Source organism: Arthrobacter sp. K5 (assembly GCF_040448525.1).
In the GTDB taxonomy this organism is placed as follows: Bacteria; Actinomycetota; Actinomycetes; order Actinomycetales; family Micrococcaceae; genus Arthrobacter; species Arthrobacter globiformis.
In genome coordinates this window covers 2,589,721-2,616,479 of sequence record NZ_CP159279.1, presented here as the reverse complement: position 1 = coordinate 2,616,479, position 26,759 = coordinate 2,589,721, and the positions used below count along the sequence as shown (strand labels likewise).

Genomic DNA, 26,759 nt, shown 5'->3' with positions numbered 1-26,759 from the left:
CCGGGGCCAAGAAAACTGGAAAAGAATCCGGGCACAGAAAGGCCGCGCGGCCGGGCACCTCGGTGCCCCGCCGCGCGGCTTCTTTCGTGCGGAATTAGGAGTTCGCCCCGGCGGCAGCGGAGACGCTGGAGCCTTCGGCCTTCCACTCCTCGATCCGGGCCTGCTGCAGCGGCGTCTGGCGGTTGAAGTACCAGGCGGCGCCCAGCAGCAGGAACCACACCGGGGCAACCACCAGCGCGAGGCGGGTGTCCTCGGCCTGTGCCAGCGCCACCAGCATGAACAGGAAGAAGGCCAGGACCACGTAGGGCATGAAGGCCGAACCCGGCATCTTGAACGCGGACGCCTCGTGCAGTTCCGGCCGGCGGCGGCGGAACACGATGTAGCTGATGAGGATCATCGACCAGACGAACATGGTCAGCACCGATGCCACGGAGGTGACGATGGTGAAGGCGCCGATCACGGAGTCGCCCGCGTACAGCAGGACCAGGCCGGCCAGCAGGAAGATGCAGGAGAACAGAAGCGCGTTCTGCGGAACCTTGCGGGAGCTCAGCTTGCCGAAGGCCTTCGGGGCGTTGCCGTCCTGCGCGAGGCCATAGACCATGCGCGAGGTGGAGTAGATGCCCGAGTTGGCGCTGGAGGCGGCCGAGGTCAGGACCACCAGGTTGATCACGACGGCGGCGATCCCCAGGCCGGCGAGGGTGAACATGCCGATGAACGGGCTGCTGGCGGGGTCGATGCTGCGCCACGGGTTGACGGCCATGATGACCACCAGGGCGCCCACGTAGAAGAGCAGGACGCGGATCGGGATCGAGTTGATCGCCCGCGGGAGGTTCTTCTCCGGGTCCTTGGTTTCGGCAGCCGCCGTGCCCACGAGTTCGATGCCGGCGAAGGCGAAGATGGCGATCTGGAAACCGAGGATGAAGCCGAACATGCCGTGCGGGAACATGCCGCCGTCGTTCCACATGTTCGCCAGGTTGGCCACCGCACCGCTCGGCGAGGTGAAGTTGGTGGCGATCATGACGACGCCGGTGGCGATCAGGGCGAGGATAGCCACCACCTTGATGATGGCGAACCAGAATTCCGCTTCGCCGAAGGCCTTGACCGTGGGGAGGTTCAGCAGGATGAGTACCACGGGCGTGATCAATGCCGGGATCCACAGGGGCGTGCCCGGAGCAAGCTTGTCCACGTAGCCGGCGATGGCCACGATGTCGGCCACACCCGTCACCACCCAGAAGAACCAGTAGGACCAGCCGGTGAAGAAGCCTGCCCAGGGGCCAAGGATGTCGCCGGCGAAATCGCTGAAGGACTTGTAGTTCAGGTTGGAGAGCAGGATCTCGCCCATGGCCCGCATGACGAAGAACAGCATGAAGCCGATGATCATGTACACGAAGATGACGGACGGGCCGGCAAGGGAGATGGTCTTGCCGGAGCCCATGAACAGGCCGGTGCCGATGGCGCCGCCGATAGCCAAAAGCTGGATGTGGCGGTTGCCAAGTCCGCGGGCGAGGTGCGGTTCCCTGCTCTGGCCAGGGTCAGCACGTTCTGTGGAGGGTTGAACGGAAATGCTGGTGGTGCGTTCAGACATCAAGTCTTCTTCCTTGTCACAGGTGCCGGCACGTGCGGGAGGTTGCCGTGCCGGCCGCGTTGGTCCGCCCAGATGTGACGGAACTAACAATTTGGATGGTGTTAAGACTATGAGCGGCAGAATGCGCCAAGTGCGTGCCTGCCGGCCACTCCGCCTGGTGGCGGGAAGGCCGGGTGCCCGCACAGTAGGCGGAGCGCCCCGGCCGGAAAAGCGCATTCCCGCAGTCCAGCCGGGAATCACGCCCGCCGGCGGGAAATTCGCGGTTGGTGCGAAACGCCGCAATAGTCTTCGACATATGTCCAGCATGCCAGTCCCAAATGTCGTCCATTGTTGTCCGTGAGCTGCATCACGCATCTTGGGGCGGTGCTGCGAAGGGGTGAACGGCTGCGGCCTGCCGTCCCGGCCGAAGCCACAGGCGGCTCGGAATTGTCCCCGAAGCGGGCCGAAAAGGGGCCGGAGCGGGCCTGACGGGCGCTGATGGTAGACTGGTGGGACTTGATGTGCAGTGATGCCCGCCTCTGGTGGGCTTTTTTCATGTGAGAGGCACATCCTGCGTCGATGAACGCTATTGGTCCCGGCGGCCGCTGTTTGAACACTGGCAGCAGCCCGGTTGACCACCTGACATTTCTTCGGCGACCCCCTGAGCCAACCGGCGTCGGGGGCCGATATCCGCTGGATACCGCCTGAAAGACCCTGATAAACGCATATGACTACTTTTGCTGCCCTCGGCACGCCCAAGGCACTCTCCGAAACCCTGGCCGCCCAGGGCATCGAATCCCCGTTCCCCATCCAGGTCAAGACCCTGCCGGACACCCTGGCCGGCCGCGACGTCCTGGGCCGCGGCCGCACCGGCTCCGGTAAAACCATTGCCTTCGCCATCCCCCTTGTGGCCCGCCTCGCCGAGCGCGAAGCCGCCTACTTCCGCAAGCCCGGCCGCCCCATGGGCCTGGTCCTTGCGCCCACCCGTGAACTGGCCACCCAGATCAACGCCACGATCGAGCCGCTGGCCAAGGCCATGGGGCTGAACACCACCGTGATCTACGGCGGCATCTCCCAAGCGCGCCAGGAGAAGGCGCTGCGCGCCGGCGTCGACATCGTCATCGCCTGCCCGGGCCGGCTGGAGGACCTGATCCGCCAGCGCATCCTGACCCTCGAGGCCGTCGAGGTGACGGTGCTGGACGAGGCCGACCACATGGCCGACCTCGGCTTCCTGCCCGTGGTCAAGAAGCTCATGGACATGACCCCCAGCCAGGGCCAGCGCCTCCTGTTCTCCGCCACCCTGGACAACGGCGTGGACAAGATCGTCCAGCGATACCTGTCCAACCCGCTGACCCACTCCGTGGACGATCCGCAGGCCGCGGTGACCACCATGGAGCACCACGTGCTGGTAGTCAACGACCAGACCGTCAAGAAGCAGCTGATCGTTGAACTGGCCTCCGGCGCCGGCCGCCGCGTGCTGTTCATGCGGACCAAGCACCACGCCCGCAAGCTGGCCAAGACCCTGACCGACGCCGGGATTCCCGCCGTCGACCTGCACGGCAACCTGTCGCAGAACGCCCGCGACCGCAACCTCGCCGAGTTCTCCTCCGGTGAGGTCCGCGTCCTGGTGGCTACCGACGTCGCCGCCCGCGGTGTGCATGTTGACGACGTCGAACTGGTCATCCACGTCGACCCGCCCACCGAGCACAAGGCGTACCTGCACCGCTCCGGCCGTACCGCCCGTGCCGGCTCCGACGGAACCGTGGTCACGCTGACCCTGCCCGAGCAGCAGACGGACGTCAGGAAGCTCATGAAGGCTGCGGGCGTCGACGTCAGCTTCGAGCGGGTCACCGCCAGCTCGCCGATCGTTGCCGATCTGGTGGGCGAGATCGCCGACAAGGTGGACCCCCGGACCCGCGCCGCGCTGCTCGCCGCCAAGGCCAACCAGGGCGGCGGCACCTCTACCGGCGCCAACGCCGAGCGCAAGCGTGCACGCCGCCAGGCATCACCCACCGCCGGCGGCCGGGGCGGGCGCGGGGGCCGCGGGCGGGTTGCCGCCGAGGCTCCCCGCACGGATCTGCCCCGCGCTGAACGCCGTGCTGCGGCCTACGGTGGCCGCGCCGCTGCCCGCGATGCTGTAGAGCGCGTCGCTGAGCAGAACGAGGACCGCGCCACTGCGGCAGCGGCAGCTCGCCGCAATGCCCGTGGCCGCGGCACAGCGGCCAGCACGCACCGCAACGACGTCCCAGCAGCCGGTGGCCGCGCGGCCGCTGGCCGCGGTTCGGACGGGCGTGCAGCGGAGGGTCGGGGCGATTCCCGCTTCACCCGCAGCGAAGCTCCCCGTGGCGGCACCGGCCGCCCGAGCACCGGTGGTCAGCGGAGCGGTCGTCCGGCCACGGGCCAGCGGGCAGCAGCCGGCAAGACCGGCGGCGGCAACGCAGCGGTCTGGTCCTCCACCACCGGCGGCACGTCCGGCGGCTCCTACGCAGGCGGGTCCTCCGCGGGCGGCAGCGGCCGCTCCGGTGACGGCCGTCCCGCCCGGAAGGCCCCGCGCCGCGCGTCTGCCCCGGCGTCGAACGAGCGCCGCGGCCGCTAAGACCTGGCCGGTGGTGGAGCTTGTCGAAACCTGGGTTTCGACAAGCTCCACCACCGGCTTTTTAGTACCCGGCTACCAGCCGCGGGCGCGCCACTCCTCAAGGTGCGGGCGCTCCGCGCCGAGTGTGGTGGGCTTGCCGTGGCCCGGATGCACCACGGTGTCGTCCGGATAGACGTCGAAGATCCGCTCGGTGACGTCCTTCAACAGCTGGTTGAACCGCTCAGGGTCCTTCTGGGTGTTGCCCACGCCGCCGGGGAACAGCGAGTCACCGGAGAAGATGTGGGCAGGTCCCTCCGGGTCCCGGTAGACCAGCGCCACTGAACCGGGGGTGTGGCCGCGCAGGTGGACGGCCGTGACGTCGAAACCGTCGAAATTCCCCACGTCGCCGTGGTCCAGCAGCACGTCCACCGTCACGGGCAGCTCCGGGGCGTCGTCGGTGCCGGCAGCGGTCTTGGCTCCCGTGGCTTCGACGAGGCCCGGCAACGCGCGCACATGGTCCCAGTGCTGGTGCGTGGTGGCGATGAGTGCCAGCTTCGGCTCGCCGGACGTGTCCGCCGTGGCGTCAGCCAGCAGGCCCTGGATTGCCGGGAGGTCGTCCGCGGCGTCAATCAGCAGCTGCGCACCGGATTCTCTGGCCGTCAGCAGATACACGTTGTTGTCCATCTCGCTGACCGAAATCCGGCGGATGGTGATGTCGCGGAGTGAGTGAATGAGCGTGTCCATGAGCCCAGTCTAGGGATGCGCCCAGTCTAGGGAGCCGGATCAGCCCCGCGCCGACGGGCGGGGGCCGCAGGCAGCATCTTCAGCCCCGCCGCGCATCCGACGATCCCCGCGATGAACAGCACCTTGAGGAGGCTGAAGGGCTCGACGCCGGTGGCCATGGCCCAGCCGACCGTCAGTGCCGCGCCAATCCCCACCCAGACGGCGTAGGCGGTGCCGAGCGGGATGTGCTTCACCGCCATGCCCAGGCCCTGCATGCTGAGCGCGGCAGTCACCACGAAAACAACGGTAGGAAGTGGCCGGGTCAGGCCGTCGGACAGGCCCAGGGCAGTGGCCCAGACGGCTTCCAGGACGGCGGAGGCGAGCAGGATGATCCAGGCGGTGGCAGGCTTCGCGAGCATTACGCCACCGCCTTCAGGCCAACCACGCATGCGGCGATACCGGCGAGCAGCAGCAGCCGTGCCGCCGTCGGCCGTTCAACTTTGGCCACGATCGCGTAGGCGGAGGTCAGCACCACACCCACGCCGACCCACACCGCGTAGGCGGTGCCGGTGGGAATGGACTGCATCGCGATGCCGAGGCCTGCGGTGCTGGCCAGCACCGCGACGAGGAAGAGGGCCCCTGCGGCGACCCGCCGCCGGCCGGAAGACTGGGACGCCCGGTGCAGCGCTGCCGCCCACACCGCCTCGAGGGCGCCGGAAAGAATGAGGATGAACCACGACATGACAGATCCTTTGGCCAGTCTTGTCGCGCACCGGGTACTGAACCGTCGTCCGGAGGTCCGGGAAAGGGACCTTGGAAATTACCATAGCAACGCCCGACGGCGGCGGCCACCGTTGGTGGTAAATCTCACCGCTGGATGACGGCGTCCGCTGCTGCCCGAAGGCCGGTGCTGATACAGGGCAGCCAGGTCAGAGGGAGCCGCCGGCCGCTTCCGGTGCGCCGGCATCGCGGCCGCCGTTGCCGATGGTTTCCCGGGCAACGAAGTTCTCGATGTCGAAGCTGTTCTCCGCCCGCTCGGCGATGTTCAGGAGGGTGGTCATCGAGGCGACCTCCTCCACCTGCTCCTTGAGGAACCAGAGCATGAACTGCTCGCCGAGCGCGTCGTCCTCGGCCCTGGCCGCGCGGAACAGGCTTTCGATGCTGCGGGTAACTTCCTTCTCCTGCTTGAGCGCGAGTGCCAGCGGGTCCGTGACGGCGGTGAAGTCGTTCCGGACGGCGGGAACGCCTGGGATGGGAACCGAAACACCGCGGTCCACCATGTACTGGACCATCATCATGGCGTGGTTGCGTTCCTCCACCGACTGCCGGTAGAAGTACTTGGCCAACTGTGGCAGGTCCTGGTTGGCGAACCAGACCGCCACGGCAATGTACTGCTGCGAGGCCGCGAATTCGTTGCCGATCTGGAGCAGCAGGAGATCACTGAATTTTGACTTGGTCATGGCACCGAGTCTAGGTTCCGGCACTCGCTGCGACCAGAGCTTTCTTAGCCGGCCACCGGATCAATGGACACCACGGCGAGGAACCCGCGGCCCAGGATTTCCGGCGTTTGGCTGTCCGAACCAACCACGGCGTCGTAGCGGCCGAGTGACACCGGTGCATCTTGGCCGCCGCTGCCGGACTCAGCGTCCGCGCCGGCGCTCCCGGGGCTGCCTGCACTCCCGGGGCTGACCGCGGCCTGTCCCTGCAGCAGGATGCCCAGCTGGCCCTCAAACACCGGATGGGCGCGCTTCTTGGACAGCTCAACGATCGAGGTGTACGCCTTGAAGGCCCCGTCGCGGGTGATGACGTTGAGGTTGCGGACGTCCCCGGTGGGCAGGGCGGAGGAGGATACCGCGCCGCCAGGGAAACGGAAGGGGCGGTACTTTTCCAGCGGGTGCTCGGCCCCGTCCACGGCCAGCAGCAGCAGTTCGCCCTCGACGACCGTCAGCACCCGTTCCATCCCCGGAAAAGCGGAGTACTCCCCGGCGCTGGTGACGTCGGCGATGCTGACCCGCCAGTCCCACGCCCCGTCTGCAGATGACGCCGGCCCGCGATGGCTGGCCAGTTCGCGGGTGACCCCGCCGCCGTTGCGCCAGGGCTGGGGTTTCAGGTCTGCGAAGCGGATGATCTGCATCAGCCCAGCCTATCCGGGCGTTGCCCGCGCCCTCCCTCCCCGCGTAAAGTCGGCGACGGATCGCTGCGGGTCGTGGGCGACGCGTACAACTACAAGGAGCCGGTAAATGTTCGTCAAAGTCTGCGGCCTGAGCACGCCTGAATCAGTCCGGGAAGCCGTGGAGGCCGGAGCGGACGCGGTCGGCTTTGTCCTGACAGCCAGCCCCCGGGTGGTGTCACCCGCGCAGGTCACGCAGCTCGTGAAGGCCGTGCCCGACGGTGTGACCGCCGTCGGTGTTTTCCGCACCGAACCAGCCGTGGACGCCGTGGCCATCGCCCGCGCCGCCGGGCTGGGCTGGATCCAGCTCCACGGTGAGCGCACCCCGGACGACGTAAAAACAGCGCACGACGCCGGCATGAAAGTCATCCGCGCCGTCACCATGGGCGCCGCCTCGGACGCGTTTGCCGACTGGGGCGAGGAACTGCTGCTCATCGACGCCGCCGTGCCCGGTTCCGGCGAGGCCTGGGACTACGGTTCCGTGCGCGCCAAAGGGCTGGAGGGACGGCACTGGCTCCTGGCCGGCGGCCTTGATCCCGCCAACGTGTCCCAGGCCGCGCGCGACGCGGGGGCGTGGGGCGTGGATGTCTCCTCCGGCGTCGAACAAAGCAGGGGAGTGAAGGACCTGGCCAAGATCAGGGCGTTCGTAGCGGCAGCCAAAGGCTGACCGCCAAGCTGCCCGTGACCCCACCATGCACAGTCCCGTGACCCAGGCGACGCGCGCCCGGACACCCGCGGCGCCCCTCTACGCTGCCGGATTCGTGACCGCGTTCGGCGCGCACAGCATTGCCGCCGGCATGGGCGCCCAGAGCGGCAACATCGGCCTCACCCTGCTGAACCTGGGCATCCTGCTGGCCGTCTACGACATTTCCGAGGTTTTCCTCAAACCCGTCTTTGGCGCATTGAGCGACCGGATCGGCGCCAAACCGGTCATCGTCGGCGGGCTCACCGGCTTTGCCGTCCTGTCCCTGATCGGGCTGTGGGCCGCCGATCCGCTGCTGCTTGGCCTGGCCCGGCTGGGCCAGGGAGCGGCCGCCTCGGCGTTCTCCCCGGCGTCGTCGGCGATGGTGGCCCGGCTGTCGGCAGGGAAGAATGCCGGGACCTTCTTCGGCAGGTACGGGTCCTGGAAGAGCCTCGGGTATGTGATCGGCCCTCTGCTCGGTGCCGCACTGATCGCCGCCGGTGGTTTTGCGCTGCTGTTCGGTGCTCTTTCAGTACTTGCCGCGGCCACCGCCGTCTGGGTCCTTTTGGCGGTGCCGCACCTGCCGCCGCTGCCGCGCCAGCGGTACACCGTGCTGGACCTGGCCCGGCAGGTTGCCGAACGCCGGTTCCTGGTGCCCACCCTGGTGCTGGCAGCGTCGATGGCGGCCATGGGAGCAGCCATCGGGTTCCTTCCGGCCCTGGCGGTGCAGCACGGCCTGGACCCGGTGGCAGGCACCGCCGCCGTCAGTGTGCTGGCCGTCGCCTCCCTGCTGGTCCAGCCGCGGGTCGGAGCGATGCGCGATCTGCACCGCATCGGCGACGCCGGCGGGATGCGCACGGGCCTGCTGCTCACCGCCGCCGGGGTCGCCCTCGTGGCCGTCGCCCCGGGGCCGGTCACCATCTTTATCGCCGCGGCGGTCATTGGCGCCGGCGTCGGCGCGGCCACACCCCTGGGCTTTGCGCATCTGGCAGACAGCACGCCGAAGGACAGGATGGGACGGACCATGGGCTCGGCCGAGCTGGGACGCGAACTCGGCGACGCCGGTGGCCCGCTCCTGGTGGGTGCCGTGGCCACCGCCGCTTCGCTCCCGCTGGGCCTTGGGCTCCTGGCGCTCCTGGTCGCGGCTGCCGGGGTCCCGCGCCTGAGCCACGGGGCGGATGTTGCCGGCGCCGAAGGTCCGCCCGCTGAAGGTTAAGGGCTAAATCAGGGCAGATCCCGAGACCCTTCAGGCTTCCTGACCGGCAGAATGGACGGATGAAGACACTCCTGAACATCATCTGGCTGGTTTTCGGCGGTTTCTGGCTGGCGCTTGGCTACTTCGCCGCCGGCGTTATCTGCTGCCTGCTCATCGTGACCATCCCCTGGGGCATCGCCTCCTTCCGGATCGCGTCCTACACCCTCTGGCCGTTCGGGCGGATGGTGGTGGACAAGCCGGGCGGCAACGGTGTGTTTTCGCTGCTCGGCAACGTGATCTGGCTGCTGGTGGCCGGCATCTGGATCGCGATTGGGCACGTGGTCACGGCTGTGGCCATGGCCTTGACCATCATCGGCATCCCGCTGGCCATCGCCAACCTGAAGCTGATCCCGGTTTCCCTGATGCCGCTGGGCAAGCAGATCGTGCCTACCGACAGGCCGTTCATCGCCGCCTACCGCTGACCCAGTTCGCCCTGCAGGTTCCGCCGGGCGGCGTCCAGCCACAGCCTTCTGGCCCGCTCAGTATGAAAGAGCGGGTCCAGTGCCAGCAGCTGGCGGACGACGGCGGCCCTTCCGGCCGCAAAATCGGCGTCGCCGATGTGCGCATAATCTTCCCGGACCGCAGCCACATACCGGGCGTACGGCTCCGGTTCCCCGCCCAGAACTGACAGGTCGGCGTCGCAGAGGAGTGCGCCGTCGTCGTCCCCTGCCTCCGGAAGGTGATCCGAAGTGAGCCGGACCAGCCGCGCCACTTCGTCCACCTCGGCCTCCGGGAGGCCGGCCTCGCCGAGCCTGAGCTCGGCGAGCCGGGCGGATTCCTCCTCGTCCTGGCCGGCGACTCCCCGGTAGACGGCGTCGTGGAACCAGGCCGCCAGCAGCACGGTGCGCGGCGGCCGGGCGGGTGCGGTGAGCAGGTCGAGGGCTTCCAGCACGGCGAGCAGATGGGTGCAGCCGTGGTACCTGCGGTGGCTCTCGCTCCAGCGGTCCAGCAGGTCCAGGAACAGGGCGTCATGGCCTGGCATCACCATGTTCCAACGGTTGAGCAAGGGAGTCTTGAGGGACTTGGTTCGGCTGCGCGCCGGGATCCTGAGTCCGCTGGCAATGAGTTTACGGACCAGGACCCGGGCCTCCACCGGAATGGCACCTGCGGCCACCAGATCGTCATAGCGGCGCTGCGGGACGTCGTAGTGGTCGCCGTCGAATGCCCGCTCCGGGATGCCCGCAGCGGCGGCGAACGCATGCAGTTCCGCCAGGGAGGTGTCCGAAATCAGGTGCGAAAACAGTGTTTCGTGGGCAGGCCAGAGCGGCGGATCGAGGTAGACGGCCATGGGGGAGAGTCTAGTCCGCGCCCGGCACAGTACGCCCCCCAGCAGAGCACAGAACGGCACGGCAGGCGTACTACCGGCCACCGCCTGCCGTGCCGTAAACGTGCCCGCTTCAGCTAGGGCGACTTCTTGACGATGACGTTGTCGATGTATTCGTCGCCCATCTGGCGGGAGTGCTCTGCTCCAAGCTGCACGTGCGTCAGGCTTGAGACGCCGAGGTTCACGGCGCTGCTGGAGAACTCCAGTGCTCCGTCAAACCACACCTTGATGGTGGAGGCGCTGCCGTTGGCCGTGACCTCCATCTGGGCCCGGTGCCAGGTGCTCAGCGGGATGGTGGAGGACTTCAGCTTGGTGTAGGAGAACGTGCCGTTGGGCGCCGTGACGCGCAGCCACAGCTGGCCGTTGCTGTTGTACCGGTAGATGTCTGCGATCCGCGTGCCGTTCGTGAAGAACCGCAGGTAGGGGACGTCGTTGCCCGTGAGTCCCGCCCTGGTGATGTTGAACCAGCCGTCGGCGTTGGCCCTCTTGACGGCGGAGCCCAGGGAGAGGGACAGCTTGGCCAGCGAACCGGAGTCCGAGGTCACGTGCAGCTTCGCGGAACAGGTACCGGACACGCGCTGCGACGTGCTGACCGTTGCCGTTCCGGTGCCCGCCGTGGTGGCCACAAACGGGGAGAAGGAACCGGCCTCGAAGCTTGTGGCCGTTACCGTGGTGCCGGTCAGTGAGTTTGTCGGCAGCGTCTTGGAATTGCTGCAGGTCACCGCATTGGCAGGTGACGAGCCGAGGATCAGCCCGCCTGTCATCAGGACGCCGATGGCGCCCACGGTGCCCAGTTTTTTCAGCTTGCTCATTTGGTAGTCCTCACTATTATGTTCGGTTCGGGGTGCACCGGCACTGCGTGCCGGTCCCGGTCCAGCAGCCGGGCAGGCCGGCCAGGAGCGAAACGCCGTCACAGCAGTTGGATCAGCCTGGTCAGAAGCGAAACGCAGATTAGGGAAAGGAGAGCCGCTGCGGCGTACACCGCAGCTTTCGGCAGGGGAGCATCCGGCCGAACAATGCGCAAGGCATCACACGTGACCACCGCCACGACGGTGGCAAGACCAGTCAAGAAGATGATCATGACGCACCCGCCGCAGAGACCGGGAACCGCTTGGCTCCGAGGGCCAGCAGGAGGAGGGTGATGAGCGACAGTACGAGCACTGCCACCGGCGGGGACCACATCCGGGCAAAGACCATGGCCGTGGCCACGATCGTGGACAGGGCCAGGCTTGATGCCACGGCGATGGAGATGGCCAGCGGAAGGGTGCTCTGCGCTGCCGAGCGGTGGGCGCCGGCACCGTCGGCGTCGTCGGTGCCCGCGGAGCCGAGCCGAATGTAGAGCACCAGGGCCGTTCCCGGCCCGGCGAGCATCAGGAGGCCGATGACCAGCATCCGCAGTCCCTCCGGACCGAAAAATGACAGCGGCACAGCGGCGACGGCGACGGCGGCCACCACCCATGCGATGTGTTTACGATCAATTGCCATTGCCTGCTCCTTGAATGTGGAAGACCACGCCACCGGCGTTCTCAAACAGCTTCGACCAGCCCGGCGAACTGCCGCAGGTGGCGATGAAACGGTCAATATCCCCGGGGGGTGTTGTTTCGAGCAGGTCCGCGGCCCGCTTCTGGCTTGTCGTTACGATCAGGTAGGCACCTGACTGCTGGGCGATCCTGTCGGCCGGATCGCAGGACAGCGGTCCTGCGCCGGGCCTCGGTTCGGCCAGCAGCAGGGCACGGTAGTCGTAGTCTGCATACTTCTGGAACTTCCACGGAGTGTCGTGCACCACCTCAATGAGGACCGATCCATCCGGCGCCGTGGCGTAGAGCTGGTTGACCAGTGAGATTTCGTCTGGCGTGAACTTCTCCATGCTGTCGTTGCCGTACCGGCTGACCACGGTGGCGGATGCCAGGACCGATCCCATCACCAGCAGCGCAAACGCACGGCGCCAGCCGGGACCGCCGGGACGGTCCGGCAGGAGCGTCAGTACGGCGAGGCAAGCGGCGAACGGCAGGCTGAACAGGTACAGGCGGAGCAGCAGTTCGCCGCCGTAGGGCTGGCCGGGAATGAGGGTGAGTGGAGCAAGTGCCCCGAGCGCCGCGGTAAGCCAGGCTGTGCGCCGCCGGTGCGCCATGAAAGCCCCGAGCGCGGCCAGAAGCCAAACCAGGGCCACTTCGGCGAGCCGGGTGTAAACCACCAGCACGTGGGGGTCGCTGCCGCCAACCCTCTGCGTCACGACCCCGAGGGTGTGGCCCTCGACGTCGCCGAACGATCCGAACAGCTGGGTCAGGTGGCCGTCGAAGAAGTCGCTCGCCACAAACACGAGCCACCCGGACGACAGCACCACGGCAAGGATCGGCAGTGACGGCATCCGGAGCCGGCCGCTCAGGAGGAACACGGTGAGGATCGGGATGGCCGCGAAGGGTGTGAGCTGGTGCGAGGCCGTCATGGCCACGAGGAGTCCGGCGCTGATGACCAGCAGGATTGCGGTATCCACCGGCGGAGGGCTGGACATGCCCTGGTGCGGGACGGTCGGATCAAGCTTGGTCACGTGGTGGGCCAGGAACCTCGTGAAGCGGTTGCTTCCGGTGGGCCAGGCCCAGCCGCTGAAGGCGCTCAGAAGGCATGCGACCAGCGTGACCAGGAGCAGGAAGGCGTAGGCCTGCGGCGCGAGGTAGTCCTGCCCCACCCAGCTGGCCAGGTAGAAGAGCCACACGCCGGCCCATGCCTGCCGGGGGTGGGAGGTAAGCCGCCTGGCCAGGGCCAGGAGTGGCGCCAGCAGCAGCAGGTTCATTCCAAGGGGTGCCCACGTGGCGATGCCCATCAGGTCCCCGACGCCGGTGGCGCCGGACAGCAGCCCCAGAAAAGAAAAGAATCCGGGCCAGTTGAAGTAGGCGTCGAGGCTCGTGTCCAGCTGCCCGGAGCTGGCAATGTAGTCGGCGACGCCAAGGTGCCGGTAACTGGCCGTCAGCCGGGGCAGGCCGTGGACGATGGGGTCGGCGGCGTGCAGGATCACCACGAGGACCAGTACCTGGGTGGCCAGCAGCACCGGGGTGTGTCGGCGCAGGTTAAGCGTTGCCACGAACCCGGTCAGGCTGAGGAAGATGGCTACGAAGAAGGCCGGCGGCACCGCCTCCACGAGCCCTGTCCCGCCAATCCGTGCCGTATCCACACTCAGCAGGCTCCAGATTCCGAGGGCCAGGGCAGTGGCTGCCAAAGCAGCCAGTGCCACCAGTTTCCAAGGCGGCGTGGGGCCATGACGGACGACGGCGGGCGGTTCAGCCCCGCCGCGCCTGGCACCGCTGTGCTTGATTTCGGCGTGCCCGCCGTGCTTGGTGTCACCGTGTTTGGTATCACTGTGTTTAGCGTCGTGGTGGCCGCTGCCGTGCTGTGTTTCGCCGTGCTTCGGCTCGGCGTGCCGGTGCGGGGCATGCGAGGGCGGCGCCGGCGTCGGTGGGGCAGGTGACGGTGGCGCTGCCGGTGCTGTGGAGGTGGGTTCAGGTGTCATGGCTTCTCGAATTCGGTCGGCTGGTTAAGGACCGCTGATGCAACCTGGACCGGTTCAGCGGCGGGCATGGCGGTGGTCAGCATCCTGAGGCGCCAGACGGCCACCAGGGCTGCGGCGGCCTGGGCGGCGGACCAGAGGGCCGAGACGCCGGTGAGGCCGAACTGTTGGGCGGCGAAGGCGGCCGGGGCCACGATGAGGACGGCTGCGGACACCGCCACCGACGTCGCTTCGGCGAGCCGGCCCCGGGCACGGCACAGGCCGAAGTAGACCTGGGTGACGCAGGCCAGCAGCAGGGCCGGCACCAGGACGGGAAGCAATATGGCGGCCGCGGCATACTCCGGGCCAAGGAAACCAAGAAGGAAGGGGCCGGCGGCCAGCAGCAGCACAGCGGCGGCCAGCGTGACGCCGAGGCTGGCCTTGAGCGCAGACGAGACCAGCCCGGGACGTGACCTGCCGCCGGCCAGCGCGGTCTGCAGCGAGAGCCCGGCGGACTGGGGCACAAAGAAGATCGCTGACGCCATCATCCACACCATGTACCAGGACGCCGTTGCGGCCGGGCCGAGGACGGCGGCCACGATCAACGGCAGGAGGTAGCCGGGCGCGCGGTCGGCGAGCATCAGCGCATGGTTCGGCAGGCCGGGCTTCAGCAGCCGCAGGGCCGGTCCGACACGGAGCCCGAGCTTCCAGTCGGGTGACACCTTGGCGCGCTGGAGTTGGCGGAGCCCGAGGACCACGCTGGCCAGGGCTCCGGCGGCCACCGCTCCGACCACCACTGCCACTTCCCGGATTCCGCCGGCGAGGGCAAGGGCCAGCACGGCCAGCTGCACCACGCTCTGGGCAAGGCTCCTCACCAGGGCGCGGTCGGAGCGTTCCTGCGCCACGCCCACATGGTCCAGCTGGTACGCGGCCGCGGCAAACACGGCCGTGGCGGCGAACAACCCGGTCAGGACGGGATCGTTCCAGGCCAGGCCCACACCGGATCCCAGCGAGTAGGTCACCGCTGCCACGGCACCGGACAAAATCACGGTGGAAACCCCGACGGTGAGGAGGCTGCTGGCAACTAGCCTGCGGCCGCCGTCGGACTGTTCGGGGAGCAGGGTCAGGGTGGCCGGCCCCACTCCCAACATCCCCAGCTGCACGGTCAGGAGCGCTGCGGCCACGACGGCGGAACCCATGCCGAGCTGTGCTGGCGGCAGCATGATCGCCGCCAGCGCCCAGAACAGGAAACCGGCGGCCATCGGGGCCACCCGGGCGGCGGTCAGCCAGGCCGCGTTCCCGCCCACGGACAGTCCGGTGCCGGGCGGACGCATAAGTTCGCCGAACATCGACCTGTAGTTGTACACCAGGAAACAGGCCCAGTACGCCAGGAACCGGGGCGCATGCAGCAGTGACATGCCGACGCCGCGGATGGTCGCCAGCAGCGGCAGCAGCACCAGCCATCCGGCACGGCCGGGGTGTTTGCGAACGGTGCGGGCCAGCCCGGCGCCGTCCTGGAGCCACTGGTCGCGGGCGGCGTCGAACGAGTCCATGAACCTGTGCCGCACCGCGGTGGTGCTGGAAACGCCAAGCCGGTAGCCGGCGTCTTCGAGCCTTATCCTGAGCTCGATGTCCTCACCTGAGCGGAAGGTGTCATCGAACGCCACGGACAGCAGGACTTTTCGGAACATGAGGGTGGCGCACACGCCGAACCACGAACGGACCCGGCTGTGGATGTGGTGCCAGGCCAGGGCCGCGCCCCAGTACCCGGGTCCGTCCGCTTCGCTGACCAGGCCGAACTGCAGTCCGTCGTAGCCGCAGGCCTTAAATTCGTCCAGGAGCCCGCCCAGGGCGCCCGGCGGCAGGACGACATCGGAATCGATCAGGGCAACGAGGTCGGAGCGGGCGTTCTTGACGCCGAGCATCCGCGCTGCCGGCAGCCCGCGGCCCTCGTCCGAGATGACGCGGGCGCCCATGGACCGTGCGATCTCCACCGTGTTGTCCGTGGAACAGCCGTCAACCACGATGATCTCCCGTGGTTTTTCGGCGCGGATGGATTCCAGGCATTCGCCCAGCCAACGGGCTGCATTCCGCGCAGGAACCACCACGGACACCTCGAGGTCACTCACGTGGGCCCCCACGTCACTCCTCCAGCTTGGAGCTGATCAGGCCGGCAACGTAGTCGGACGTCCGGTCTGCGGACCATGAGGCGGGAATCCGGAGCAGGGAGCAGGGCACGTCGTCCAAGGCCCGGCGTACCACTGCCGCCTTCTGGCTGAAGAATTCCTCCAGTGGAACGAGCCCGGTGGCACCCAGTGCCTCGATCAGCCGCCGTGACACCACCGGCAGCTCCGAATGGAAGTTCCCGACGATGCGGGAAGTCATCCATTCGCGGGTTCGCGTCTCCAGCCGGGCTTCGGACCCGTCATAGCGTTCGAGGAAGATGGCCAGCCGGGTGAGTGCCGCCGACGAGATGCCCTCCTGCCCGAAGACCAGCTCCGGATGGACCATCCGGTGCTCCGGGGACCAGCGGCGCGTGAAGGCGGCGGTCTTCGGGTAGCGGACGATCACCGGATGGACGGCTGTGGCGAGGTGGGCCACCGTGTTCGTGAGCCAGCCCGGGGCGAGGGGCTTGCGGGTACCGCTGAACACCTCGGGGTAGATCCTGCGGTGGTGCGGCTTGAGGAACATCGGCTTCGCGTAGCCCATGAGCATGCCGTCGGCATCCAGGAAGGCCCAGTCGTCGGCCATGAACCGCACGCCGGGCATGGCTACGAGCTTCGCGACCGTGCTGGTCTTACCCACGCCGCCCCAGGCGGGAAGGAGGACCCCCGAGCCGCGGAAGTCAACCACCGCCGCGTGGATCATGGCGGCGTTCTGCCTGATGCAGAGCCGGTCCAGCAGAGGGATGACGGCCGTCAGGAGCTCGCCACGGCCCCGGACGGAGTAGCCGTCGCGGGTTTCCTGGACCTGGACGCGGTCCGCGGGGATGTAGAGCGAGTCCGGCGTGAACCGGTAGGCGTCCTCGGCGTGCGACTGTTCCGCCACCTCCTCTATTTCCGCGCTGACGTTCAGCCGGAGCGGTGCCCGCGACGGTCCCAGGAACGGAGCGAGCATGTCCCGCAGCTGCGCTTCGCCGGGGGTATCGGGAGCAACATCGATGCCCACGAGGCCGTGGATATCGAAGCTGGTGCCGGTGGACGGGAGTGAACCCCGCAGAACGTCTTTTTCGGACTGGCTCATGCCCCGTACCCTCCAGCGGTATCGGCGTTACGGACAGGGGTGTACTGCGGGTACATCCGGATCATTTGACTTCCCTCCAGCTGGCGTGTGGCTCGTGCGGCGCGAGACCCGCGTCCGCCGGATCAAGGGGCAGGCGGCGTCCCCGGACGTACCCGCAGGTAGTTACGGCCAGCACGGCGACCGTGGCTATTGCGCGTCGCAGGCCGGCAGGATCCGTTCCCCGGATCGTGCCTGCTATCCCCGCCGCCACGGCACGCGGCAGCACGCTGCGGACGTACCGGCGCTCGGGCCCCAGGGCGCGCTTGTGGCCGACGATCTTGCTGACCAGGGCTTTGGATATCCCCTCAGACCAGGCGCGCCGCAGCATGTAGCTCAGCGTGCCCCGCTGGGCGGGAACGAAATGGTTCACCAGCGCCGCCGGTTCGTACACCACGCGCCCACCGGGCGAACCGATGGCCGCCCTGATGCAGATTTCCGTCTCCTCGCAACCCAGGGGCAGCGAGTTCTGGCGTCCGAGGGCAGTGTTGAAGCCTCCCACCACCTGGAGGACCTGGGAACGGAAGGACATGTTGGCGCCGATGACGTTGCGCACCTCGGCCGCCACCTTGGGCATGCCGCGGTGCGTGCAGCCGATAATCCAGTCCAGCTCCTCGCCGAAATAGGCCGGCCGGCTCGTTTCCCATTCCGGCACGACGCGTCCGCCCACGGCCAGCACGTCCGGGTCGTCGTAGAGGGCCCTCAGCCTCTCCAGCCAGTCCGGGGCCGCCACCGCATCGTCATCGAGGAAGGCAACGACGCCGGCAGTCGCCGCCGCGGCCCCCGTGTTCCGTGCTCCGGAGAGGCCTTTGGGGCCGGTGTTCTCCAGGATCACAACATCATCGACGGTAAAGATGAGCCGCTTGTAGAGATCCACGTTGTAGTCGACCACCACGATCGTCTGCTGCGGCCGTACCGTTTGGGCGCGGACGGATTCGACGGCGGCCATCAGCCTGTCCCACCGGTCTTCCGTGTAGGAGCAGATCACCACCGAAACAGCCGGGAGCCCTTCAGTGTGGTTCACCTTAATCACCCGCTATCAGGCCAAGGACGGTTGCCGGATCCGTCGGAATGTGGGGGAGGGTTATGCTGGGGTACCTGTATTTCACGCGCCTGAGCGACTCTGGCCGGGCGCCGGCCGTGGGTGCTTCCCAGCCCACGCATTCACGGGCCAGGGTCCGCAGTACCCGCCACCCGTCGCGGAAGGTATGAAGGTTGGAGTTGCCGGAAATCCGGGTCAGTTCGTTGCTGGGCACCTCGGCGATCCGCAGGCCCGCCCGGGAGGCACGGACGATCAGCTCGGTTTCAATCTCGAACCCCTCAGACTGAAGCTCGAGGATCTGGAGGCACTCCCGCCGCATGGCGATGTAGCCGTAGCAGAGATCCGAATAGTTGCTGTGCAGGACAAGGTTGGCCAGGCGGGTCAGGCTGCGGTTACCGGCGCTGCGGAGCAGGGTGATGTCCTCGGAGCCTCCGCCCGTGACGTACCGGGAGCCCTTGACGAAGTCGAATTCATGCTGGAGCGGCGAGATGAACCAGCCGATTTCCTGCGGATCCATGCTCCCGTCAGCATCCAGCATGACGATGATGTCTCCGGATGCCGCGGCCAGCCCGGCCCTTACTGCGAAGCCCTTGCCGGCCTGGGGCTCGGAGACCACCACGACGTCCAGGCGCAATGCCCTGGCCACGTCGACGGTGCTGTCCAGGGAACGGCCGTCGACGATCACCACCTCGTCCACATACGAGGGCATGCGCCGAAGGACCCACGGGAGGTTCATGGCCTCATTGAGGGTGGGAATCACCACACTGATGGAGGCCAGGGGTACCGGTACCGCATTTGATGCACGAACAGTTGAAACTTGTATGGGGATGGTCACTAGCCTCACCACTCATCGGAGTCGTATGCCTATGCCCCGCCCGAGCAGCCTCCCCGGTGGATACGGGAAAATCGAAGCGCCTGCTGCTGCGGTACTGGCAACTTGCTTGCACTCCCCCTCGGATCATGTTCGGCCGGGCAACTTGGAAAAAGCTTGGGATGCCTTGCACCGACCCCAGTTTTGGGGGTCGAGGAATCCTTGGATGCGATTAGTCTCCGGTGTCACACTTGCCCCATGGTTAACTCAGCTCACGGCAGGCACCGTGGGCGCCGCACTTTGCCCCGGTTCCCCGGGCGGCTGGCTGTGGTCGTGGCGGTGGCGGCGCTGACGGTGTACGGGACGGTGGCTACGGAAGCGCAGCGGCTTCCGCCGGACCCGCTGCCCGCCGCCGAACCGTCGGCGGCAGAAACGGGCGCTGCGTCAGCGGCCGGACCCCCTGCGTCTTCCTTCCCTGCGTCTTCGTCTCCGGCGGCGAAGGCTGCCAGGCCCGCCCCGCCGCCGTCATCCCGTCCGGAGCCAACCCGGGCCGCGGCGCCGGTGGCGGGGCCATCCGCAGCCGCACCGCCCTCAACAGCGGCCCCGGTGGCGCCGACCCCGCCAAAGCCCCTGACCCAGAAGGTGCCGGCAGCGGACCCTAAGCTGCACCAGTTGCCCACAGGTGACCTGCCCGGGTGGAAACAGGTGTTCCGGGAGGACTTCAACCAGGGAGACGTGCCCATTGGCGGATTTCCGGGCCCTGCCTACGCTGCGAAGTGGAGCGCCGGTTATGTGGACGGCACCCCGGACACGGCAGGGCAGCGGGGAGCGAAGTCGGGCTATTACCCGTCCAAGGTGCTCAGCGTGAAGAACGGCATGCTGGACTGGTATCTGCACACGGAGAACGGTGTGTCAATGGGGGCCGCGCCCACCCCCAAAATTCCGAACAGCAGTACAAACCCGCACCGGGCCAACAGTCTCCTCTACGGAAGGTTCTCGGTACGGTTCAAGGCCGATCCGTTGCGCGGCTTCAAGACGGCCTGGCTGCTGTGGCCGGACAGCGGGATCTGGCCCCGGGACGGCGAACTCGACTTCCCCGAGGGGGACCTCTCCACGAAGTTCTACGGTGCCGTTCACAAGATGGGCAACGACCCCTACGCCACCGATATCTTCTACTCCGACACCACCTTCACCCAGTGGCACGTGGCCACCATGGAGTGGAGCCCGGGCAAAGTCGAGTTTTTCCTCGACGGCCGCTCGCTCGGGGCGGGAACTTCGCGGACGCCGAATATCGCGATGCACTACATTCTCCAGACTGAAGCCTGCCTGTTTGGCTGCCCCAAGCCGGACACGGCGGGGCACGTCTACCTGGACTGGATTGCCATCTGGAAGCGGGTGTAGGGACGCCGGTTCGGCGGCGCTGCTACTTCCGTTTGATCTCGAAGCTGTCCGTAAACGTGTAGTCGGCCGCCGGAACGAACCGCGCTGAGAGCCGGTCAGCGGTGGCCGTTACGTCCAGGGTGCCGAGGGCGGCGTCGCGGTTCTTCCCGGACCAGGCAGCAAAGTAGGGGGATTCGGGATCCTGGTCGTTGACCTCATAGAGCCCCACCCCGCCGGTTCCCACGGTGGCGAACACGGTTCCGGCGCCCTGGACCATGGCGTTGTCCGGGTCGGCGAGGCAGCCGCCGGAGAAGGTGTCCGGCACCAGCGCCGGGCAACCCTGGCCGCGGCCCAGCTGATGGCTCCGCTGGTAATTGTGGTCGTGGCCGGACAGCACCAGATCCGCCTTCCTGTCGATGAGAAGGTTGGTGAAATCGCGCCCGGCCTGGCAGTCGTACTTGCCCACGCTGAGGCAGGGGGTGTGCATGCCGACGACGGTCCACGGGATCTTCCTGGACCTGGCGCCGTCAAGGGCGGCCGCTGTCCACAGCCAGCGCTCGCTGCCCCTGGAGTAGTCCAGGGTGTTTCCGTCGTGGAACTTGATGCCGGGGGACACCATGATGAAGCGCACCAGCGGGTCCCGTTCCGGGTAGTCGGCGTACCACTGGATTCCGTACTCGCCTGTCAGTCCTGGCAGTTTGTTGGGCAGGCAGTTGACGATGTTGGCGATGTCGCCGTCGTGGCCGTCGCTTTCGTGGTTTCCCGTGACCACCTGGTAGGGAAAGTCCCCGCCCAGCTTGCCGGTGACCATGTCGCAGAATTCCTGCTCGCGCCCCGCCTCGTAGGAGAAATCCCCGAGCGCAAGGTTCAGCTCGGGACGGAGGCCGCTGATGGTGTCAAGCACCTTGCGTGCCCCCGTGCTCAGCCCGATGTCGCCCTGGGCCGTGAACTGGACGGCGGCGGGCGATGTGGAGGGGGTGGTCTTTGTCGGCGAGGAGGGCCCGGCGGGGGAGGATGACCCTTCCGGGCCGGGCGCCGCGGTTGCCGGCGGTCCGGACGTGCCGGGCGGAACCGGCGTTTCCGACGGCGGCGGGGGCGGACCCTGTTGGCAGGCAGTTAGCAGCAGCGCCAGTGAGAGCACGGCCGGAGCCACGCCGGACCATCTCCGCTGTTTCGACAGTCCAGGCATGATCCCTCACATCACGGAACCGAGCCTGGTGCCGCCAGGCTGGGGGAACGGTATCTACTGCTAGGCCCTCAGGGTAATGCCCGCAGCGCCGCCGGGCCATACGCCGTTCCCGGCATGCAATAAACCAATCCCGGCGTGGAATGATAGTGACACTTCTTGTAATGAATATGACAAATTCTGTCAATGAACGTAGGCTCGAGTCGGACCTCTCGCACCCCTCGCACCAAACGCTAAGGAGCCTCACGTTGAAGATCGCGAAAATCCTGGCCACGGCCGCGGCCAGCGCGGCGCTGCTGGCTCCCGTTCTTTGCGGCCCGCCGGCTCAGGCCGCCCCTGTCGAAGAAGCGGCCCCGGCGCAAGGAGTTGCCCCGGCCAAAGAAGTGCCGGCCCCCTCCGGTGACGGCACGTTCAGCAGGGACATCGCTGGCGGCGGTACCACCACAGTTTCAGCCGCCCCCTTTGTGGCGCAAGTTTCCTACGACTCCGCAGGTGTCAACGTGGGGTGCACCGGCAGCCAGGTCGCCGCGAGCTGGGTCATCACCGCCAAGCACTGCAACTCCACCAGCCTGAGGTCGGTCCGGCTGGGCACCAGCTACCTCGGAACCGGCGGTGCGGTCCGTTCGGTTGCCGCGCGCTATGCGGCACCGGCCGGGGATGTCCTGCTGCTGAAGCTGTCCACGCCCTACTACGGCTCCTATGTGGGCCTGTCCAGTTCCTTTCCTGTCACCGGAACATCCGCAACGGTCTACGGTTGGGGCGACCAGTCCGAGGGGTCCGGCGCCATGTCCTACTACCTCAAGGCGGCGGGCGTCTCGGTGGTCTGGCAGGGCGTGGACAACTATGGCGGTCCGTCGGTCCGGACGCGGTCGGAGAGCGGCCACCCGCTCAGTGGCGACTCGGGCGGGCCGCTGATCGTGAACGGCAAACTTGCAGGGGTCCTGTCCACGTCGGACATCCTGCCGGCGCGGAATCCTGCGAATTACACCGGCTACTACAACGACCACGCCTCCGTGGTCCGCAACCTCGCCTGGATCACCAGCGTCTCGGGAGTCCAGGGCTCGTAGGAGTTACATCCCGGGCAAGTCCAGGGTCTCGTACACCTGGATGCTGGCACCGGGCATCATGAGGTGCGGGTGCCCCTCGAGCAGGGCCAGGGCTCCGTCCATGTCCTCGGCCTGCAGGATGCCGTATCCACCCACGCTGGTGGTCGTGTCCGAGGTGCCCGACTGGCTGACTTCCTTGCCGGCGCCCAGGGGCTGGCCCATGTCCACGATGCCATTGCCGGCCCGGGACGCCCACTCCATCCACGCCTTCATGCCCTCCTGCGCGGCCTCGGGGGAACTCTCCGCCATCTGGGATTGTGCCGACTGCGGTGCGTTGTAAAGAACTACAAACTTCTTCATTGCCGGTCCTGTCTCTGGAGACGTGGGGTGTGACCCTCGCAGCCACAGGTCCGATCCTAGGGGGATTCGGCCTGCGGGGATACAGTTCAAGAGCCACCGTTCACGGAAAAAATTCGCCGCACCACCAGTGGGCATTTCGCTGTGGGAAAACTTGGCCGTGAAGACCTGAAAAGCAAAGTTGAGCGTAGTAGACTCAACTTAGCTAAACCGTCTTCGAAAGGAGCTCTCTTTGGACGTCAAATTCACCACCAAGAGCCAGGAGGCTCTTTCGGCTGCGGCCATGAACGCCTCCACGGCCGGAAACCCGCAGGTGGAACCCGCCCACCTGCTCAAGGCGCTGATGGATCAAAGGGAAGGTGTCGCCGTCGCACTCCTCCGCGCCACGGGCGCGGACCCGGATGCTGTCAGCGTGCAGGCCAGTACCGCCATCAAGGCACTGCCCGCCACGTCCGGAAGCTCGGTCCAGCAGGCCCAGCTGTCCCGACCTTCCCTGCAGGCAATCCAGAACGCCCAAAACGAGGCAGACAAGCTGGGTGATTCCTTTGTCTCCACCGAGCACCTGCTGCTGGGGCTCTCGGCCGGAAGCGACGGCGTGGGCAGGCTGCTGCGCGACGCCGGCGCGTCCCATGAGGCGCTGGCGGCGGCCCTTCCGGGTGTCCGCGGCGACCGCAAGGTCAACACGCCCGATCCCGAAAACACCTTCCAGGCCCTGGAGAAGTTCGGCACCGACCTCACGGCGGTGGCGCGTTCGGGGAAGCTTGATCCGGTCATTGGCCGTGACAGTGAAATCCGGCGCGTCGTGCAGGTGCTCAGCCGCCGGACCAAGAACAACCCCGTGCTGATCGGCGAACCGGGCGTCGGCAAGACCGCCGTCGTCGAGGGCCTGGCGCAGCGGATGGTGGCCGGCGACGTGCCGGAAAGCCTTCGCGGCAAGACCCTGATCGCCCTTGACCTGGCCTCCATGGTGGCCGGCGCCAAGTACCGCGGCGAATTTGAGGAGCGCCTCAAGGCCGTCCTTGAGGAGATCAAGAACTCCGAAGGCCGGATCGTCACGTTCATCGATGAGCTGCACACCGTGGTGGGAGCCGGGGCCAGCGGCGAGAGTGCCATGGACGCCGGCAACATGCTCAAGCCCATGCTGGCCAGGGGTGAGCTGCGGCTGATCGGCGCCACCACCCTCGACGAGTACCGCGAGAACATCGAGAAGGACCCCGCCCTGGAGCGCCGCTTCCAGCAGGTGTACGTCGGGGAGCCCAGCGTGGACGACACCATCGGCATCCTCCGCGGCCTGAAGGAGCGGTACGAGGCCCACCATAAGGTTGCCATCGCCGACTCCGCGCTGGTGGCTGCCGCGACGCTCTCCAACCGCTACATTTCCGGGCGGCAACTGCCGGACAAGGCGATCGACCTCGTGGACGAGGCCGCCTCCCGGCTGCGCATGGAGATTGACTCCGCCCCGGAGGAGATCGACCAGCTGCGGCGCGCCGTCGACCGGCTCACCATGGAGGAGCTCGCCCTGCAGGGCGAGACGGACGCCGCGTCCGTGGAGCGCCTCGCCGCCCTGCGGGCTGACATGGCGGACAAGAAGGAGCAGCTGGCAGGCCTGAACGCCCGTTGGGAGGCCGAGAAGGCCGGCCTGAACCGCGTGGGAGACCTGAAAGCAAAACTGGATGAGCTGCGGTCCACGGCAGACAAGGCGCAGCGCGAAGGTGACCTGGAGACAGCCTCCCGGATCCTCTACGGCGAAATTCCGGCACTGGAACGCGAGCTGAACGCCGCCGCCGAGGCCGAGGCCGCCGTCGCCGACAAGTCCGCGCTGATGGTGGCGGAGGATGTCACCGCCAACGACATCGCCGAGGTCATCGCGGCGTGGACCGGCATCCCCGCCGGCCGGATGCTCCAGGGTGAAAGCCAGAAGCTGCTGCACATGGAAGAGGAACTCGGCAAGCGGCTGATCGGCCAGTCCAAGGCCGTTACCGCCGTATCCGACGCCGTGCGCCGCGCCCGGGCCGGCATCAGCGACCCCAACCGGCCCACTGGTTCCTTCCTGTTCCTCGGCCCTACCGGCGTCGGCAAAACCGAGCTCGCCAAGGCGCTCGCGGACTTCCTGTTCGACGACGAACGCGCCATGGTGCGGATCGACATGTCCGAGTACAGCGAGAAGCACTCCGTGGCGCGCCTCGTCGGCGCGCCTCCCGGCTACGTCGGCTACGAGGAGGGCGGCCAGCTCACCGAGGCCGTCCGCCGCCGGCCGTACTCCGTGGTGCTGCTGGACGAGGTGGAGAAGGCCCACCCCGAGGTGTTCGACATCCTGCTGCAGGTGCTCGACGACGGCCGCCTCACCGATGGCCAGGGCCGCACCGTGGACTTCCGCAACGTGATCCTGGTGCTCACGTCGAATCTGGGCAGCCAGTTCCTCGTTGACCCGACGCTGGATGCGAACGCCAAGCGCAATGCCGTGATGGCCACGGTGAACGCCTCCTTCAAGCCCGAGTTCCTGAACCGGCTGGACGAGGTGGTGCTGTTCGATCCGCTGTCCGTCGAGGAGCTTTCCCGCATCGTCGAGCTGCAGGTGGCGGAGCTGACCAAGCGCCTGCACGAGCGGCGGCTCTCGCTCGAGGTCACCGAAGGTGCCCGCTCGTGGCTGGCAATGTCAGGCTTCGACCCGGCATACGGCGCCCGGCCGCTGCGACGCCTCGTGCAGCGCGAAATCGGCGACCGGCTCGCCAAGGCCATCCTGGCCGGTGAAATCTCCGACGGCGACACGGTCCTGGTGGATACTGCCGCGGACCTTGGGGAACTCACCGTCGAAGGCCTGGAAGCTCTCTCCGGGCCCGACGGCGGTGCGCCCCTGGGCAGCGGGCTCACGGTCCGCCGCCGGGGCTAACGGGACGGGGCTATCGGGACGCGACTAACCCGACGGGGGCAGGGAACTACGGGAGCAGGCTTGCCTTGATGACGTTGCCCGACGCGGTGACGTAGCAGTCCACGCGGCGGTCGCCCTTGGCCCAGCTTGCCGTGCTCGGGTAGGCGAGGCGGTAGTTCAGGTTGTACGCATTGGACTTCTCCGTCAGGGCCGCCGTCTGGCACGTCTCCCGGGCCCTTGTCTTCAGGCCCTCCCGGCCCGGGTACGCGTCACCGTCAGCGTAATGGGTGACCGCCACCAGCTGGGCGGAATGGTCGGAGGTGCACGCAACCACGGTGGACTTGGATGCCTCGGGGTCGAAGTCCTTGAAGCAGTCGCCCACCCGGAAGTCCAGCGGGCCCACGTTGGCCAGGGGCAGGCTGGGCCGGGGCGATACAGCCGGCGCGGCGGGGGAGGACTGCGCCGCGGTTGCCTCGGGCCGGTTGGCGGCCTGCATGGTGGCGCTGGCGAGGAGCGACGTCAGAAGCCACACGAGCAGGCCGCCCACCACGAGCAGCGCAACGACAAAACCGGCTTTGAGCAGGGTCTGCCGGACCTCGGTCTGCGCGAGCCGGGAACGGATTGATCCGAGGAGGCTTTTGAGCCGGGCAGCAATGGCCTGGGCGGCGCCGGGCCGGGCGGTACCGGGCCGGGCTGCGCTGGGTTGGGTCCGGTCCGGCCCGGCTGACTCTGGCGTTACCGGTTTGGGCTCCGCCGGTTCGCAGCCGGCTGACTGGGCCTCAGCTGGCTCGGGCTGCACGGTGACGGAGCGGACCGTCCCGCGTTCCCCGTCGTGGCTGGGATCGTTGTCATTCATATGGGGGCGGCACCCCTTCCTGGCGTTCGCTCGGCGGTGAGGATCCGGTATCCATGCGTTTCCGCGGTGTGGCCCTGGCGGCCGGTTGCCGGATTCCCATGCCCGCTAATTTCAGTCGTTCAGGAGACTCTATCGAACAAAAAATCCCTGCGAAGCCCG

At 67.5% G+C, this 26,759-nt stretch carries 25 protein-coding genes and 1 riboswitch; of the genes, 7 read left to right on the top strand and 18 right to left on the bottom strand.

Annotated elements, in window-relative coordinates:
• Positions 1-94: 94 nt before the first annotated feature.
• Positions 95-1,585, bottom strand: coding sequence for a D-serine/D-alanine/glycine transporter (gene cycA / locus ABRP34_RS11875; protein WP_353710347.1), 1,491 nt, complete (start codon positions 1,583-1,585; stop codon positions 95-97).
• A 706-nt stretch (positions 1,586-2,291) separates the two neighbouring features.
• Here cycA and ABRP34_RS11870 point away from each other — a divergent pair.
• Positions 2,292-4,160, top strand: a complete 1,869-nt coding sequence (locus ABRP34_RS11870) for a DEAD/DEAH box helicase (RefSeq protein ID WP_003803079.1) — start codon at positions 2,292-2,294, stop codon at positions 4,158-4,160.
• 72 nt (positions 4,161-4,232) lie between these two features.
• Here ABRP34_RS11870 and ABRP34_RS11865 read toward each other — a convergent pair whose 3' ends face one another.
• The 5 genes from ABRP34_RS11865 to ABRP34_RS11845 all read right to left on the bottom strand — a co-directional run bounded on the left by ABRP34_RS11865 (position 4,233) and on the right by ABRP34_RS11845 (position 6,996).
• Positions 4,233-4,883 carry an MBL fold metallo-hydrolase gene (locus ABRP34_RS11865; RefSeq protein WP_353710346.1) on the bottom strand — a complete coding sequence of 217 codons (651 nt, stop codon included), beginning with the start codon at positions 4,881-4,883 and terminating at the stop codon, positions 4,233-4,235.
• A 26-nt stretch (positions 4,884-4,909) separates the two neighbouring features.
• Positions 4,910-5,281 (bottom strand): multidrug efflux SMR transporter, encoded by a 372-nt coding sequence (locus ABRP34_RS11860; protein WP_307105518.1) that lies wholly within the window; start codon positions 5,279-5,281, stop codon positions 4,910-4,912.
• Positions 5,281-5,604 (bottom strand): SMR family transporter, encoded by a 324-nt coding sequence (locus tag ABRP34_RS11855; RefSeq protein ID WP_353710345.1) that lies wholly within the window; start codon positions 5,602-5,604, stop codon positions 5,281-5,283. Before ABRP34_RS11855 ends, ABRP34_RS11860 begins: the two co-directional genes overlap by 1 nt.
• A gap of 9 nt (positions 5,605-5,613) precedes the next feature.
• Positions 5,614-5,679: riboswitch (guanidine-III (ykkC-III) riboswitch) on the bottom strand.
• A 112-nt stretch (positions 5,680-5,791) separates the two neighbouring features.
• Positions 5,792-6,322, bottom strand: a complete 531-nt coding sequence (locus ABRP34_RS11850; RefSeq protein WP_003803068.1) for a ferritin — start codon at positions 6,320-6,322, stop codon at positions 5,792-5,794.
• A gap of 44 nt (positions 6,323-6,366) precedes the next feature.
• The gene (locus tag ABRP34_RS11845) at positions 6,367-6,996 is read right to left on the bottom strand and encodes a HutD family protein (protein ID WP_353710344.1); all 630 of its coding nucleotides are present in this window, start codon (positions 6,994-6,996) and stop codon (positions 6,367-6,369) included.
• Between the two features lie 106 nt (positions 6,997-7,102).
• Between ABRP34_RS11845 and ABRP34_RS11840 the strand changes: the two genes are divergently transcribed.
• From ABRP34_RS11840 to ABRP34_RS11830, 3 genes are read left to right on the top strand one after another with little or no spacing between them, the layout of a single operon-like run.
• Positions 7,103-7,699 carry a phosphoribosylanthranilate isomerase gene (locus ABRP34_RS11840; protein WP_353710343.1) on the top strand — a complete coding sequence of 199 codons (597 nt, stop codon included), beginning with the start codon at positions 7,103-7,105 and terminating at the stop codon, positions 7,697-7,699.
• A gap of 25 nt (positions 7,700-7,724) precedes the next feature.
• On the top strand, positions 7,725-8,930 hold the full coding sequence (locus ABRP34_RS11835) for an MFS transporter (RefSeq protein ID WP_353710342.1): 1,206 nt from the start codon (positions 7,725-7,727) through the stop codon (positions 8,928-8,930).
• 59 nt (positions 8,931-8,989) lie between these two features.
• Positions 8,990-9,391, top strand: coding sequence for a YccF domain-containing protein (locus ABRP34_RS11830; protein WP_353710341.1), 402 nt, complete (start codon positions 8,990-8,992; stop codon positions 9,389-9,391).
• On the opposite strand, the gene ABRP34_RS11825 is transcribed toward ABRP34_RS11830, so the two are convergent.
• The 9 genes from ABRP34_RS11825 to ABRP34_RS11785 form a co-directional block, all read right to left on the bottom strand.
• The gene (locus tag ABRP34_RS11825) at positions 9,382-10,257 is read right to left on the bottom strand and encodes a DUF4031 domain-containing protein (RefSeq protein ID WP_003803062.1); all 876 of its coding nucleotides are present in this window, start codon (positions 10,255-10,257) and stop codon (positions 9,382-9,384) included. The two genes, ABRP34_RS11830 and ABRP34_RS11825, sit on opposite strands and share 10 nt — an antisense overlap.
• Before the next feature lie 113 nt (positions 10,258-10,370).
• Positions 10,371-11,105 carry a hypothetical protein gene (locus tag ABRP34_RS11820; protein WP_353710340.1) on the bottom strand — a complete coding sequence of 245 codons (735 nt, stop codon included), beginning with the start codon at positions 11,103-11,105 and terminating at the stop codon, positions 10,371-10,373.
• A 265-nt stretch (positions 11,106-11,370) separates the two neighbouring features.
• Positions 11,371-11,778, bottom strand: a complete 408-nt coding sequence (locus ABRP34_RS11815; RefSeq protein WP_353710339.1) for a hypothetical protein — start codon at positions 11,776-11,778, stop codon at positions 11,371-11,373.
• A complete protein-coding gene (locus ABRP34_RS11810; protein ID WP_353710338.1) occupies positions 11,768-13,798 on the bottom strand; it encodes a hypothetical protein in 2,031 nt (676 codons plus the stop codon). The genes ABRP34_RS11815 and ABRP34_RS11810 overlap by 11 nt, the downstream gene beginning before the upstream one ends.
• On the bottom strand, positions 13,795-15,903 hold the full coding sequence (locus tag ABRP34_RS11805; protein WP_353710337.1) for a glycosyltransferase: 2,109 nt from the start codon (positions 15,901-15,903) through the stop codon (positions 13,795-13,797). Before ABRP34_RS11805 ends, ABRP34_RS11810 begins: the two co-directional genes overlap by 4 nt.
• A gap of 13 nt (positions 15,904-15,916) precedes the next feature.
• On the bottom strand, positions 15,917-17,017 hold the full coding sequence (locus ABRP34_RS11800; protein WP_353710336.1) for a hypothetical protein: 1,101 nt from the start codon (positions 17,015-17,017) through the stop codon (positions 15,917-15,919).
• Positions 17,018-17,078: 61 nt separating this feature from the next.
• Positions 17,079-18,077: a glycosyltransferase gene (locus tag ABRP34_RS11795; protein WP_353710335.1), complete on the bottom strand. Its 999-nt coding sequence runs from the start codon at positions 18,075-18,077 to the stop codon at positions 17,079-17,081.
• 1 nt (position 18,078) lies between these two features.
• The gene (locus tag ABRP34_RS11790; RefSeq protein WP_003803055.1) at positions 18,079-18,930 is read right to left on the bottom strand and encodes a glycosyltransferase family 2 protein; all 852 of its coding nucleotides are present in this window, start codon (positions 18,928-18,930) and stop codon (positions 18,079-18,081) included.
• Positions 18,931-19,178: 248 nt separating this feature from the next.
• Entirely contained in the window at positions 19,179-19,586 is a 408-nt protein-coding gene (locus tag ABRP34_RS11785) for a hypothetical protein (RefSeq protein ID WP_353710334.1), read from the bottom strand.
• Between ABRP34_RS11785 and ABRP34_RS11780 the strand changes: the two genes are divergently transcribed.
• A complete protein-coding gene (locus ABRP34_RS11780) occupies positions 19,579-20,307 on the top strand; it encodes a glycoside hydrolase family 16 protein (protein WP_353710333.1) in 729 nt (242 codons plus the stop codon). The genes ABRP34_RS11785 and ABRP34_RS11780 overlap by 8 nt on opposite strands.
• A 22-nt stretch (positions 20,308-20,329) precedes the next feature.
• Here ABRP34_RS11780 and ABRP34_RS11775 read toward each other — a convergent pair whose 3' ends face one another.
• The gene (locus tag ABRP34_RS11775; protein ID WP_353710332.1) at positions 20,330-21,475 is read right to left on the bottom strand and encodes a metallophosphoesterase; all 1,146 of its coding nucleotides are present in this window, start codon (positions 21,473-21,475) and stop codon (positions 20,330-20,332) included.
• A 245-nt stretch (positions 21,476-21,720) separates the two neighbouring features.
• On the opposite strand from ABRP34_RS11775, the gene ABRP34_RS11770 reads away from it, so the two are divergent.
• A complete protein-coding gene (locus ABRP34_RS11770) occupies positions 21,721-22,539 on the top strand; it encodes a trypsin-like serine protease (RefSeq protein ID WP_353710331.1) in 819 nt (272 codons plus the stop codon).
• A gap of 3 nt (positions 22,540-22,542) precedes the next feature.
• Here the strand turns inward: ABRP34_RS11770 and ABRP34_RS11765 are convergent, their stop codons facing one another.
• Positions 22,543-22,878: a YciI family protein gene (locus ABRP34_RS11765; RefSeq protein WP_003803047.1), complete on the bottom strand. Its 336-nt coding sequence runs from the start codon at positions 22,876-22,878 to the stop codon at positions 22,543-22,545.
• Between the two features lie 229 nt (positions 22,879-23,107).
• Here ABRP34_RS11765 and clpB point away from each other — a divergent pair, with 229 nt between their 5' ends.
• Positions 23,108-25,765, top strand: a complete 2,658-nt coding sequence (gene clpB / locus ABRP34_RS11760) for an ATP-dependent chaperone ClpB (protein WP_353710330.1) — start codon at positions 23,108-23,110, stop codon at positions 25,763-25,765.
• Positions 25,766-25,811: 46 nt separating this feature from the next.
• Here clpB and ABRP34_RS11755 read toward each other — a convergent pair whose 3' ends face one another.
• The gene (locus ABRP34_RS11755; RefSeq protein ID WP_353710329.1) at positions 25,812-26,600 is read right to left on the bottom strand and encodes a septum formation family protein; all 789 of its coding nucleotides are present in this window, start codon (positions 26,598-26,600) and stop codon (positions 25,812-25,814) included.
• Positions 26,601-26,759: the final 159 nt, after the last annotated feature.